Here is a 14,058-nt window from a genome sequence, read left to right as displayed (position 1 = left end):
CACACCCCTTCTTTTTTATTTATTTAATCTTGAACGCCTCACAAGCTTCCTCTCCATATTTAGCCATGAGCTCTTTTCTTAAATCTGCAACTGTTTCTTTGAAAGGAACAAGTTCTTCATCAGAAAGTCTTGTAACCTGCATTCCAAGTTCTTCAAATTTATCAAGAGTCATTTCTTCTTCTTCCTCAAGGTGATTTCTACCCCATTCACAAGCCTCAAGAGCTTTTTCTTGAAGAAGTTCCTGTGTCTTTGGTTCAAGAGCGTTCCAAACTGTTGTATTTGCTACAAGAAGGTCATTTTCGTATGTATAATTCCACATTGTCATATAATCTTGCACTTCATACATTTTAGCTGTGTTTGTGATACTTACACCATTTTCCTGTCCGTCAAGTGTTCCCTGCTGTATAGCTGTGAAAACTTCACTCCAGCTCATAGCTACTGGGTCAGCACCAAAAGCATTAAATACTCCTCTGTAAACTTCTCCTCCTGGAACTCTTATTTTAAGTCCCTTAACATCTTCAGGAGTTTTTACAGCATGTTTACTGTTTGTAAGCTGTCTAAATCCATTATGGAATGAACCTAAATATGTAATATTGTGATTTTCAAGAAGTTTTGCGTAATAATCTCCACCGCCATTATCTATGGCATATTTTGCTTCCTCATAATTGTTATAAGACCAAGGTATAGTACCTATAAGAAGGTTTTCATCAAGTACAGACATAACACTACTTGCATAAGCTGCAAGGTCAACAGAACCATCCGAAATCATTTCTATACCCTTTGTCGCATTTCCTCCAGCAAGCTGGTCATTTGGAAATACTACAATCTCAACATTTCCTCCTGATGCTTCACTAACAAGCTCTGCAAATTTCTCTCCTACAAGAGTATCAATCTGAATATCTGTTCCGTTTACAGCCATTATAAGCTCAATCTTTTGATACTCTGAATTGCTACTTGTTTCATTTGAAGAACTGCTTCCGCATCCTGTAAATGCAGATATTGCCAATGTTGCAATTACCAATATTGACATAATTTTTTTCTTCATCACTATACCTCCTAAATTAATTTATAAATCGTTTCAGTCTACGTTAAACATTCAACGTAGGATGTATCTATAATATATATCTGCTACGTTAAAATGTCAATGGATTTTATAACTTTATTATATTTTTGGATTAATATACAATTATTAAATATAAAATTTATACAATTATAATATTTACTTTTAAAATATTATATATCATATTTAAAATTAAGTATTTGATTTTATATATAAAATTCCATAACATATATTATATTTAAGACAAATAAAAACACTTGCAAAAATGCAAGTGTTAAAACAATCAAATTATTGTTTAATAAAAAATACAATAATATTGTATCACCTATAATAAATTTTATCAACAATATTTATTCTTTTGAAGAAATTATTGTACCACCACCAGCAACATAATCACCATCATATAAAACAACAGCCTGTCCCGGAGTTATGGCTCTTTGTGGCTCATCAAATACACATTCCATAACATTTTCATCTATCATTCTAACTGTACAAGGTGCTTTTTTATGGCTATATCTTATTTTTGCCATAAAACGCATATCTCCTTTGATTTCAGGAACTGCCATAAGATTTATATTATCAGCATAAAGTCTTTTATGGAAAAGAGCGTCATTTTCACAGAGAACAACTTCGTTTGTCTCTGGTCTTATTTCATATACATACATAGGTTTTCCAAAAGATACACCAAGTCCTTTTCTCTGACCTACTGTATAATATATTATGCCTCTATGTTTTCCAAGTATATTTCCATCTGTGTCAACAAAATTTCCTTTTTTAGCTTTGAAACCATATTCTTTTTCAATAAAGTTTCCGTAATCATTATCAGGTATGAAACATATCTCCTGACTATCTTTTTTCTTAGACACAAAATTATCTATTTTTGATGCAATCTCTCTTATTTCATCTTTTGTGTATTCCCCAACAGGCATAAGAGTTGATTTAAGCTGTTCTTGAGTGAGATTATAAAGGGCATATGTTTGGTCTTTTTGTGAAGTTGCAGAAAGTTTTAATGCATATCTTCCAGTAACAGGGTGTTTTTCAATTCTTGCATAATGACCTGTTGCAATATAGTCTGCTCCAATCTCCTTTGAACGTCTTAAAAGAGACTCCCATTTAACATATCTGTTACAAGCTATACAAGGATTTGGAGTGTGACCTCTTTTATACTCGTCAACAAAATAATCTATAACATTTTCTTTAAACTCTCTCTTAAAATTCATTACATAATAAGGTATATCAAGTTTAAAAGCAATTCTTCTTGCATCATCAACAGCAGAAAGTCCACAACATCCACCGTTTTCTTCTATGTCACATCTGTTTTCATCCTGCCATATCTGCATTGTTACACCAATAACGTTATAGCCTTGTTCTTTAAGTAAATATGCAGCAACAGAACTATCAACACCGCCAGACATACCTACAACTACTGTTTTTTTATCCATATATTATATTTCCACCTTTTTATTTTAATATTATCATATATTATACTATCTCTTTAAATATTTTTCACCATATTTTTAAAAACAAAAAGGTGCGGATTTAACCGCACCTTAAATATTTATAATTAATAGTTTTCTGATTTAATGAGGAAGTAAGCCTGTGGGTGGTCACATACAGGACAAACTTCAGGAGCTTTTTTACCTATATGAATATGTCCACAGTTTGAGCACTGCCAAATTGTATCTCCTTCTCTTGAGAATACAATACCTTCTTCAATATTTCCAGCTAATTTTCTATATCTTGCTTCATGCTCTTTCTCGATTTCTCCAACTGCCTCAAAAAGATAAGCAATCTTGTCAAAGCCTTCTTCTTTAGCTTCTTTTGCAAAAGTAGCATACATATCTGTCCACTCGTAATTTTCGCCAGCTGCTGCATCTTCAAGATTTTCAAGAGTAGTTCCTATACCATCATGAAGGAGTTTAAACCATATTTTAGCGTGTTCTTTTTCATTGTTTGCAGTTTCTTCAAAAAGCTGAGCAATCTGAACATATCCTTCTTTTCTTGCTTTTGAAGCATAATAAGTATATTTATTTCTTGCCTGTGATTCCCCAGCAAATGCTGCCATAAGGTTAGCCTCTGTTTTTGTGCCTTTTAATTCTTTCATTGTAAATCCTCCTTTATATAATATAGTTTTTATTTATTTGTTGATATTACTATATCATAAATAAGAATGATTGTCAACAACTAAATAATATTATTTTTCTTTAGGCTCAAAAACTAAAGATGCTAAGAATGCAAAAAGTAAAGCCGCACTTATTCCTCCCGCTGAGGCTTTAAGCCCTCCTGTAAATATTCCAAGAAAACCATTTTGGTCAATTTCCTTAATAACACCTTTTGAAAGATTATATCCAAAACCTGTTAAAGGCACAGTTGCCCCTGCTCCTCCAAAATCTGCAATATATTCATAAATTCCAAGTCCTCCCAATATACAACCTAAAATTACAAACATTACAAGTATTCTTCCTGACATAAGTTTTGTTCTATCAATCAAAATTTGACCTATAACACATATAATTCCTCCAACAATAAAAGCTTTTAAATATTCCATAAATAAATCACTCCATATTCTCTATTGCCACAGCATGGGCTATTGCTGGTATACTCTCCCCTTGCTGTGATGATGTTGTACTCATAAGAGCACCTGTTGGTATAAAAAGCATTTTATTTATTTCTTTATTAATAAGTTTTTTATAGTAATAACCACAAAATGTTACTGCTGAACAGGCACATCCACTTCCACCACAATGGGTGTCTTGTTTTTCTCTGTCAAATATTTCAATTCCACAATCTGTATAATTATTTTTAATATTGTAGCCTCTATACGCCATAAGTTCCAATACAATATCTTTTCCCAAATATCCTAAATCACCTGTTGCAATAACATCATAATAATCAGGACTTCTTCCTGTATCTCTAAAATGAGCTGTCATTGTTTCAACTGCCGCAGGAGCCATTACAGCACCCATATTATTAGCATCTTTCACTCCCATATCAATAATTTTCCCTGTTGTCAAAAATGTTACTTTAGGGCCTTTTCCCTCTTTTTCTATTATAACAGCACCATCTCCTGTTACAGTCCATGTTGATGTTGGCGGTCTCTGTGTTCCCAAATCCAAAGGAAATCTAAATTGCTTTTCAGCAGAACAGAAATGACTTGATGCTGAAGCTATTACTTTTTTAGCAAAACCTCCGTCTACAAGTATAGAGCCTAGACCAATAGACTCTCCCATTGTTGAACAAGCACCGAAAACACCCATATAAGGTATACCAAAATCACGTATACCAAATATTGTAGCTGTATCTTGATTTAAAAGGTCTCCTGATATTATATAATCAACATCTTCAAACTTTGTTTTTGTTTTTTCACATAAATTTTTAATATTATCATGTACATATTGACTTTCAGCTTTCTCCCAGCTTTCACAACCATTCAATATATCATCACATATAATATCAAAATAATCTTTAAGAGGACCTTCTCCCTCCTTTGGTCCTGCCATTGATGATGTTGCTGTTATTATAGGGGGATTTTGAAATTTTATTGTCTGTTTTCCAATCTGTTTAGTCAAATGCATCATAATAAATTCACCTGCCCAAATAAATAATAAAAAATTCCAACTACCATTGACGCAAGAACCCCATATATAATTACAGGACCTGCAATAACAAACATTTTTGAGCCTAAACCAAAAATCATACCTTCTTTTTTAAATTCTATTGCAGGAGATACAACAGAGTTTGCAAAACCTGTTATAGGTACTATTGTTCCAGCTCCACAAAACTTTCCCAGTTTTCCATAAACACCTAATCCTGTAAGTAGTGCTGATATAAATATCAATATTATTGATGTTACAAGAGAAGCATTATCAGCGTTTAAACCATAAAATTTTGCTGTATTATTTATTGCCTGTCCCAATACACATATAAGACCACCTGACACAAAAGCCTTTAAACAATTTGTAAATATGGGACTTTTAGGAGCCATATTGGCAACCATATCATTATATTTTTGTTTTTCTTTTTCACTGTTTATCATATATAAAACCTCCTTTCAATTAATATTTTGTTTTTAAAATGATTTTATTCAAAAAAATAAAACACACCTAAAAAGGTGTGTTTTAAATATCAAACATACATAATGCTATTATTAAATTTAACACATATATTTTTAATCCATTGACTTTTTGGAATACTTTCAACCCAATCCTTTGGAAAAGTATCATATCCATATAATATTCCTGCAAGTCCTCCTGTGACAGCACCTGTTGTGTCTGTATCATCTCCCAAATTTACAGCCTTTAAAACAGCTTCCTCATAACTGTTACTGTTCATAAGACACCATAATGAAGCTTCTAAAGTATGTACTGTATAACCACTACTAGATATATTATCTTCAGATAGATTTTTAAAACTTTCTAAATCATGCAGCCTTTTAAAATGAACAAGTTCATCTGAAAAATGACCATTATTTTCATACCATTCAAAAGCATTATTAATAGCATTTTGAATATTATCAATACTTTTATTACTTATCAAACTTACAGCCACAGAAATATATATGCCACATGAAATTTTACTTCTAGGGTGATTATGAGTTAAAGAAGAAACATTGTGAATTTCTTTTACTGCCCATTCGTTTTTAAAAAAGTCATTTCCATATTTCTTATATATGTAAAATGCCAAAGGAAGAATTCTCATAAGACTTCCATTTCCATTATCATATTCATTTTTACCACCACAATTAATAGGAGAGCTTCCATCTAAATATCTAAAAATTGCATTTCTTGTGGCAACTCCTATATCAAAAACTTCATCATAAGCAGTGTATTCCCCTTTTTCTACCCAAAGTACAAATCTATCCATAATGTCTTTTAAATCAATAGTACCTATATCTCCAATACTATCAGCAAGGCATAAAGTCATTGTAGTGTCATCAGACCATGTGCCTTTTGGTTGACTGTGGGTTCCATAAGAGCGCATATCTGTTACAGGGTCATTTTTTAAAAGTTTTCTGTTCTTAAACTCCACAGGAACACCAACAGCATCACCTATACATAAACCCATTATACCGCTAAGTATTCTATCATACATTTCTGTTCCCCCCACTTCAAATTTAATTTATAACAGAATTATACTATATAAATCAATTATATAACACTATCATATTTTAAAAATTTGTTAAAAATACCCTTGTCCTGTAAAATATATACAAGTCAAGGGTATTTTAAAAAATTAGGGATACACTTTATTAAGCTATATATAAAAATTTTAATTCGTAATATCTACTTTTTTCATAAACAATACTTATGATTTTTCCCATACACAAAACAGCAAATATTGTACTGACACCTATTGTGCCACCTAACAAAAATCCAGTTATGAGCATGAGAGCATCAAAAATCATTCTTGTCAAAAACAGTTTAAGTCCATATTTTGATGCAACTCCAAAAACAAGAGCGTCATAAGCACTTTTTCCAAAATTAACTGATGTATACATACCTATTCCTATACCAATAATGAAAACACCTAATGTAGATTGTAAAATCTGCATTGATAAACTTTCAGGAATAGTAATTATACTCATTACAAAATCTGTACTTATACCAGAAAATATTGGATTTAAAATAGTACCTAAGTTAAGTTGTTTTTTATCAAGCAAAAATGCTATTATAAATAAAACTATATTTAATACAATATTAGCTTGACCTACTGTTATAGTAAAAACATTACTCATGCCGTCCCAAACAACGGCAAGGGGGTCGGCACCCTGTCTGCCACATACAGCGATGGCAACCCCAGCTCCCATAATAAAAGAACCTACTATAACTATTATTGACTTAAGAATAATTTTTCTCATTATCATTTAAGCTCTGGCCAATATTCCTTATTAGCTTCCATAAGGTCGTCAAGAAGCTCTTTCGCAACTGTTGCACTTGGAACAGTTTTTGATAATGTGAGTGCCTGCCATAATTTCTGATATGAATGTTCAATCCAAGCCTCAACAACAAGTTTTTCAACTGCTAACTGCTGTTCTATAAGACCTTTTTGGAATGTAGGTATTTTTCCTACTGAAAGTGGTTCATATCCATCTTTTCCAACTATACATGGTATTTCAACCATTGCATCATATGGAATATTTTCTATTGCACCTTTATTTTCAACAATAAGTAACATTCTTTCATGAGTATTATAAGCAAGAGCTGTTGCAAGGTCTACTATAAACTCTGCATGGATACCAACCTGTAAAGGACTTCCCTCTGAGTTACCATTCTTTTCGATTTCTGCACAAGCTGAGAATACTTCTTTTTCTCTGCCGTCAATAACTTCATTTGCTCTTGTATACTCTTTATTTGAATGACTTACAACATAATCAGGGAAAAGATAATATTTTAAATAACTGCTTGGTATTGTTGTAGGGTCTGTTTTTACAATCTCTCTTGTAAAGAGATTTGTCTCAAACCAACTATCTTTTTTAGCAGTTTTCATGCCTTCTTCACCATTTATAAAGCCATACTCTTTTATATGCTCAACAAGTTTTGGAAGAAGTTCATTTCCCTGTTTATCTTTTATTGATGTATACCAACCGAAATGATTTAAACCATAATATCTTATGTCCATATCTTTTCTTGATGGAATACCTGCTATTTTTGCAATACTATGTTCCATACCGATAGGCATATCACATATATTTATTATTCTTGAATTTGGTCTCAATATTCTTGTGGCTTCTGCAACTATTGAAGCAGGATTTGAATAATTAAGCATCCAACAATTTGGTGAGTACTTTTCCATATAGTCAATATTTTCAAGAACACCAGCTATTGAACGCATACCATATGCAATTCCTCCAGGACCACAAGTTTCCTGACCAACACAACCATGTTTTAAAGGAATTTTTTCGTCAAGCTCTCTCATTTTAAGTTTTCCAACTCTTATATGAGCAAGACAGAAATCTACGTCTGTATAAGCTTCTTCTGGGTCTGTTGTAGCAACATACTCTATTGAAGGGTCTTTTTCTTTAATAAGTATTTCACAAGCTTTTGCAACTTTGTTTTGTCTTTCTTCATCGTTGTCATAAAGTTTAATTTTTCTAAGTGGCAATCTATTAAGATTGTCAAGAAGCATTAATATAATTTCCGGTGTATATGTACTTCCTCCACCAGCTATTACTACTGAAAATTTTTTGTCCATAATAATAAAATCCTCACTTTCAATTATAAAATTATAAAAACTAATACTTTAGATGTAAAAGCAGTTCATTTAATATTATTAAATTATAGTCTTAAACTTAAAGTAAAGATTTTCTATATTATATATAACAATTAATTAATACTGGTCCTGACTATACTGGAATGCACCTTCAACAGCATCTTCTGGTTTATATACTTCAAGAATTTTTCCGTATCTTTCTCTATAATCGTTGTCAACTTCAATCTGTGGTATAACTTTTGTTCCTTCTTCAAAGAAGTGTTTTGAACCTCTACCCATGAGTTTTCCTCTCTTTGTATGTTTGTCGAGAGCAACGTCAAGTATTTCAGGTTTTTTGCCCATTGCAAACCCTTTTATAATTATATTTTTAAGGTAATCACTTGACCTATCTTTATCACTAGCACAGAGAACACGAATTGCATGAATGAAATACATTGGCTGGTCTCCGTCATCATATGGGAAATTCTTTCTCATTTCATTTAATGTATTAATCTGTACTGCTGCATCAAGATTTCCAAATCCAATGTCTTCAACAGATATTGTAAGAAGTCTTCTCCACATTTTTTCTAAGAGCTGTGGTGATGATATGTATAATTCATAAGCGAATGTACAAGCTTCCTCAACCATGTTTCTTCTTATTGATTTCTGTAAAGATGATATAATTTCATCTGCTGCAAATCCATTTCTTGTTTTAACTTCTGACCAAAAACTATATTTTACTTCCATTTTTATTTCTCCCTTTCTCCATATAATTCTATTAATTCTTCAACAAGTAATCTTATGCTTTCAGCTCCCATAAGCTGGTCTTCTGCATGAACAAGCAACAAACATACTTGTGGTTCAAGTTTTTCCATTTCATCAGTTAATACTTTACTATGTACTTCATGAGCTTTTGCAAACTCGGCAGAACCTTCCTCTATTTTTTTGAAAGCCTCATCTTTTTTTCCTGCCTTATAGTCTTTTAATGCCATAAGGTAATTTGACTTTGCAAGTCCTGCATATGTTATTATTTCCATTGCTGTCATGGAAACTTTTTCAATATCCACCATACCTTTTTACCTACTTTCTTTATCTCAGATTTTAAAATTACTGAGCCATTTTTAATGCTTGGTCAAGAGCTTTGTCACCGTCAGCCATAGCATAAACTCTTGGTTCAACAGCCTGAACAGGAATTCCAAGAGTAGCTTTTATAGTTTCAACAGCATATATAATCTGTGGTCCTACAAGACATACATCCCATTTTCCAACCTCAGCCATAACACCGTTGCTTGACTTAGCTTCAACAGTAAGGTCAAGACCTCTTTTTTCTCCTGCCTCTTTAATTTTTTTAACTAATATAGAACTTGACATACCTGCATTACAAACTAATAAAATTTTCATATTAGACATCTCCCTTTAATTTATATATCTTTTATTGAAGTTGTATATTTTTTGAAATATATATCATTTTCTCCATAAATTCATCTTTGTTTTTTACATCGAGAAGGCTTTTAAAAAGCTTCTTATCTAATGCTATTTGTTTAAAGAATTGAAAAAGCGTACTTACATCATCATCAATTTTATTTTCTATTGCAAGTAAAAATATAATCTTCATTTCTCTGCCATCACATATTACAGGTTTATCAAGCATGGCCACACTTACAGTAGTTTGTTTTGCAAATGTAGCCAATGGGTGAGGTATTGCAAAATATCTTCCAACAGCTGTTGGATAGATTTTTTCACGTTCTATGACATCGTCACTAAACTTTTTAGCACTTTCAATTCTTTTATTCTTTTCAAGAGTTAAAGACATATCTTTTATTACGTCTTCAAAACTTTCATTATTATTGTAGAATTTTATAAACTTTTTATCGAACATTCTCCTTGTTATATTCTCATATCTATGATTTATTTTAATTTTATGTATAAGAGAATTTAAAAGGTCGTAATCTGTTTTATAAGGAATGTTTTCTATAACATAAGAAGGTGTTGTTATATTTTGAGGTATTTCTCTAAGTGATACAATAAGGTCAATTTCATTATCTTTCATATACTTTTCAAGATAATGCATATGTATATTACCAACAATTTCTATTTGATTTGAAAAATTAGTTGCAAGCCAGTTCCTTATTATATTATTAACACCCATACTGTTATCATTTATTATTACTGTTTTTAGTTTTGTATTACTCATTTGAAGATAATACTCTATGTATACTGCAACATAAGAAATCTCATCATCAGCAGGATATTTTTTCTTATATTTATATATTGTGTGGACAATAAGCATAGCAATTTCATAAGCAAGAGGATATTTCTTTTTTATATCATCTATCATAGGATTGTTAAGCTCATAACCCATATCAAGCCTTCTTAACATATATTCAATATGTACAGAAAGATAATTTATTACATCTTTAGACTCTTTAAGGTCAAAACTGTATTTCTCCATTACATTGGTACAGAATTCATTTACTATACTGAAAGCTGTATTTGAAATCCCTTCACAATCAAGTATGCTATCTGGCATTTTTATACACCAGAGGAAATCATAAAGACAACCTTTATCGTTTTCTGTAAGATTAAAGCCAGTGTTTTCCAGTTTGTCTATTAACAAGTCAGCTATTGATGAACTTCTCATAGGACTTTTTTCACTTACTGTAAAGCCACAATTATTTCTTGCAACACATATATATATTGAACCTGCTATCATATCCATTGATTTATCATCAACACTTATTTTATGCACTTCAAAAAAACTTTTTATTTTTTTATAAAGATTTTCAAAATCCTCATCTATAAAATTTTCACACAGAAGATATTCAAGTTCTTTTTTATATGTCATTTTATTTGACGATACAGAGTCTTTAAGCATTTTGAAAAAAAGCTGTCTTATAATTTCTTCAGAAGACTCATTTTGTATAGAGTCTCCTGAAATTTTTATATAATTATAACCATAGTTCTCATTTAAAAATTTTCTTAATTTGTTACACTCTTTATAAACCATTTGTTCTGACAAATAAAGTTCATCAGATATATCATAAAAGCTTTGTTTTCCATGAAAGAAAACCTTTCCCATAATTTTAAGTATTCTTTCATCGCTTTCAACATAGTCATTATTTTTATTTTCGAGAAGATTTATTATGTTTTTTATATATTCTACATGGTCAGAGTCAACAAAATATCCCTTTTTATTTGAAGAATTTATTTTGACCTTTTTATCCTTAAACATACTGTTTATAGATGATATATCATTTCTTACTGTGCGTGAAGATACATTCAAAATATCAGCAATAGCCGTTCCGGTAACACCGTTTGAATTTTTAACTACCAAATCTAATATTTTTAATTGTCTCTTAGTAAACATAGGCATTCTCCTGTTTATCACATGGCTGATTCATATTCCTGTTCTTTTTTCAACTCATCTGCTTCCATAGCTTTGAAGAATGGATAATATATTACTGTCATAATAATAATGTTTACAAATACAAGTGCAACTGATTTCCAATCAAGAGTCATTATGAAAGCTCCAACTCCTGGTGGAAGGAAACTTGGTGGGTTTGCTATTGGCATTCCAACAAGTCCGCTTGTCATAGCAAAATATGTAATTATTGTTACTACAAGTGGTCCAAATACAAAAGGTATAAACATAAATGGATTAAGAATAATAGGAGCACCAAATATTATAGGCTCATTAATTCCAAAACATGAAGGTATAATACCAACTTTTCCAACTGCACTTAAACTTTTTGCTTTTGATTTAATCATAAGTATTACAAGACCTATTGTTAATCCAGAACCTGTAACCTGTAACATGTTATAATAAAGTCCAAATGTAAAGAAGTGTGTTACAGGCTGACCTGCTGTATAGGCTGCAATATTTTCAGCGGCATACTGTATTGCAAAAGGAGCCCAAACTGCTGATGTTATGGCTGGACCATGAAGTCCAAAGAACCATAAAAGCTGTGTAAGAAGCATTACTATCATAACTGCTGGTAATGTATCCATTGATTTTATAGCTGGTGCAAGTATACTCATTATAAACTCTGGAAATACTTTTCCTGCTACTTTTTCTGTAATTGCAACTATTATTGTTGCTATAATAGCGTTTACTATTAATGGGAGAAGACTACTAAAACTCTCTCCTACCATAACTGGAACACTATCTGGAAGTTTTATTACTAATTTTTTGTTAATCATAAATCTAGTTACTTCAACAGTCAATATAGAAGAAACTATACTTGTGAAAAGACCTTCAGCACCGAAATACTGATTTCCGATACCGCCTTCAATTATTACACCACTTAATATTGCATGAACTATTACTGCTGTAATTCCGAGCTGTGCTGTGTTAAGTCCATATCTTTTTCCCAAAGAATCTGCAATAAAGAAAGCAGCATAAAGTGATAATAAACCATTTGTAAATTTATCCGGATATGTAAGAATACTCATATTGTTTGTTATGAAATCATACACCGGACCACTACCAAGAAGGTTTGCAATAGCTATAGGCAATATACATATTGAACCTAAAATTATTATTGGGATAATTGCTATCATACCGTCTTTAATAGCCTGAAGATGTTTTTGCTGCTCTACCTTATTGGCTATCGGCATAAGCCATTTTGATAAAGATGTTTGTAATTTTGATGTGTTCATTTGTACCCTCCTAATACTATTTTCAATGACCGGTCATCTACTGATAGCTATATATTAAAATCTATTGATAAAAATTTCAAATAAAGAATTGCCTAGCTAATAGGAAAAATGAGTAAAACAATATAGATATAAGACATAGTAATATTTTTACCACACAATGTTAGACACACATTTTTATACAAAAAAAGCTTTAAAAATAAAGGTTTTATATATATTTTAAAATTTTAAATATATAAAAAAGCAGCTATATAAAATAGCTGCTTTTTTAATTATTTTGTTGGGTCATTTATAACTCCTATAATGGCCATAATAATATTTAAAATCATATATGGATTACTAAAAACATTTTTTATACTATCTATAACAATTTGCCAATTCGTGAACATCTCAATGTCTGCATCTATGGCTGTAAATATAACTCCTAAAAGACCTATCCAAAAATATGGATTTTTATATTTTACATTAATTTTAATCATAGAATACCCCCATAATATTTTTATAATGCATGTACAAAAACTCATTATCTAATAGTATTCTATGATTTATAAATTTATTTGTTACAATTAATTTATAATTAAAAGACTTTAAAAATACAATTCTATTTCAAGCATATTATCTGACATAATTACATTTTCTTTTGAAATACCTAATATTTTATGAAAATATTCATCACTATATGGAATATACAATGTTCCATTAATAATTTCTGGTTTATTTTTAATACTAATTATCTCAGAACCACATTTTATTATACTATCATTTAAACATATATCTGAAAAACCATTATCAGGATAATAAATTCTATAAATACTCTTTTTTTCATCAATACATTTTATACTATATCCTTCATCAATTGTTTTTATAAAGCTCTCTATTGGTATAATTACAGTATTATATTTGAACAAAGGAGCATCATTCATCTCAAAAAGCATATCATCATATAAAACATAATTTTGTCCAGGATACACTTTATAAGGTATACTATTTTTAATACTATTATTATTTTCATAGTTTTCAATTTGTGTAATGTTATTTGCAAATATATTTACATCACTTTGTAAAAACAATCCCATTGTTATAATAAAAACAAATTTAAAATTTATCAAATACACTCCCCCTTTAACCATAAAAATAATAACATAAAAAGGGAT

The 14,058-nt window shown here is 30.6% G+C and carries 16 protein-coding genes; all 16 read right to left on the bottom strand.

What is annotated here, in order from left to right; all coding sequences use genetic code 11:
* Window positions 1–19: 19 nt before the first annotated feature.
* Window positions 20–1,045: a DctP family TRAP transporter solute-binding subunit gene (locus B5E58_RS03755; RefSeq protein WP_088108355.1), complete on the bottom strand. Its 1,026-nt coding sequence runs from the start codon at window positions 1,043–1,045 to the stop codon at window positions 20–22.
* 365 nt (window positions 1,046–1,410) lie between these two features.
* The gene (gene mnmA / locus B5E58_RS03750) at window positions 1,411–2,502 is read right to left on the bottom strand and encodes a tRNA 2-thiouridine(34) synthase MnmA (RefSeq protein WP_088108354.1); all 1,092 of its coding nucleotides are present in this window, start codon (window positions 2,500–2,502) and stop codon (window positions 1,411–1,413) included.
* 122 nt (window positions 2,503–2,624) lie between these two features.
* On the bottom strand, window positions 2,625–3,164 hold the full coding sequence (gene rbr, locus B5E58_RS03745; protein ID WP_088108353.1) for a rubrerythrin: 540 nt from the start codon (window positions 3,162–3,164) through the stop codon (window positions 2,625–2,627).
* A gap of 90 nt (window positions 3,165–3,254) precedes the next feature.
* The gene (spoVAE, locus tag B5E58_RS03740) at window positions 3,255–3,608 is read right to left on the bottom strand and encodes a stage V sporulation protein AE (protein ID WP_088108352.1); all 354 of its coding nucleotides are present in this window, start codon (window positions 3,606–3,608) and stop codon (window positions 3,255–3,257) included.
* A gap of 7 nt (window positions 3,609–3,615) precedes the next feature.
* A complete protein-coding gene (gene spoVAD / locus B5E58_RS03735; protein WP_088108351.1) occupies window positions 3,616–4,638 on the bottom strand; it encodes a stage V sporulation protein AD in 1,023 nt (340 codons plus the stop codon).
* On the bottom strand, window positions 4,635–5,096 hold the full coding sequence (spoVAC, locus tag B5E58_RS03730; protein WP_088108350.1) for a stage V sporulation protein AC: 462 nt from the start codon (window positions 5,094–5,096) through the stop codon (window positions 4,635–4,637). Before spoVAC ends, spoVAD begins: the two co-directional genes overlap by 4 nt.
* 89 nt (window positions 5,097–5,185) lie before the next feature.
* Window positions 5,186–6,151: an ADP-ribosylglycohydrolase family protein gene (locus B5E58_RS03725; RefSeq protein WP_088108349.1), complete on the bottom strand. Its 966-nt coding sequence runs from the start codon at window positions 6,149–6,151 to the stop codon at window positions 5,186–5,188.
* 157 nt (window positions 6,152–6,308) lie between these two features.
* Window positions 6,309–6,917 (bottom strand): YczE/YyaS/YitT family protein, encoded by a 609-nt coding sequence (locus tag B5E58_RS03720; RefSeq protein ID WP_158097658.1) that lies wholly within the window; start codon window positions 6,915–6,917, stop codon window positions 6,309–6,311.
* A 2-nt stretch (window positions 6,918–6,919) separates the two neighbouring features.
* Window positions 6,920–8,251 (bottom strand): 6-phospho-alpha-glucosidase, encoded by a 1,332-nt coding sequence (locus tag B5E58_RS03715; protein ID WP_088108347.1) that lies wholly within the window; start codon window positions 8,249–8,251, stop codon window positions 6,920–6,922.
* Window positions 8,252–8,386: 135 nt separating this feature from the next.
* Complete coding sequence (locus tag B5E58_RS03710) at window positions 8,387–8,995, bottom strand: hypothetical protein (protein ID WP_088108346.1); 609 nt, start codon at window positions 8,993–8,995, stop codon at window positions 8,387–8,389.
* Between the two features lie 2 nt (window positions 8,996–8,997).
* Window positions 8,998–9,318 carry a PTS lactose/cellobiose transporter subunit IIA gene (locus B5E58_RS03705; RefSeq protein ID WP_088108345.1) on the bottom strand — a complete coding sequence of 107 codons (321 nt, stop codon included), beginning with the start codon at window positions 9,316–9,318 and terminating at the stop codon, window positions 8,998–9,000.
* 37 nt (window positions 9,319–9,355) lie between these two features.
* Window positions 9,356–9,649, bottom strand: a complete 294-nt coding sequence (locus B5E58_RS03700) for a PTS sugar transporter subunit IIB (protein WP_088108344.1) — start codon at window positions 9,647–9,649, stop codon at window positions 9,356–9,358.
* 31 nt (window positions 9,650–9,680) lie between these two features.
* Window positions 9,681–11,615, bottom strand: a complete 1,935-nt coding sequence (locus B5E58_RS03695) for a BglG family transcription antiterminator (RefSeq protein WP_158097657.1) — start codon at window positions 11,613–11,615, stop codon at window positions 9,681–9,683.
* 17 nt (window positions 11,616–11,632) lie between these two features.
* Window positions 11,633–12,907 (bottom strand): PTS sugar transporter subunit IIC, encoded by a 1,275-nt coding sequence (locus B5E58_RS03690; RefSeq protein ID WP_088108342.1) that lies wholly within the window; start codon window positions 12,905–12,907, stop codon window positions 11,633–11,635.
* Between the two features lie 269 nt (window positions 12,908–13,176).
* Window positions 13,177–13,383 (bottom strand): phage holin, encoded by a 207-nt coding sequence (locus tag B5E58_RS03685; RefSeq protein WP_088108341.1) that lies wholly within the window; start codon window positions 13,381–13,383, stop codon window positions 13,177–13,179.
* Window positions 13,384–13,491: 108 nt separating this feature from the next.
* Complete coding sequence (locus tag B5E58_RS03680) at window positions 13,492–14,013, bottom strand: hypothetical protein (RefSeq protein ID WP_088108340.1); 522 nt, start codon at window positions 14,011–14,013, stop codon at window positions 13,492–13,494.
* Between the last annotated feature and the right edge of the window lie 45 nt (window positions 14,014–14,058).

The sequence above is a fragment of the Tyzzerella sp. An114 genome (assembly GCF_002161055.1).
GTDB lineage: Bacteria > Bacillota > Clostridia > Lachnospirales > Anaerotignaceae > Fimicola > Fimicola cottocaccae.
This window is presented reverse-complemented; position numbering and strand designations above follow the sequence as displayed.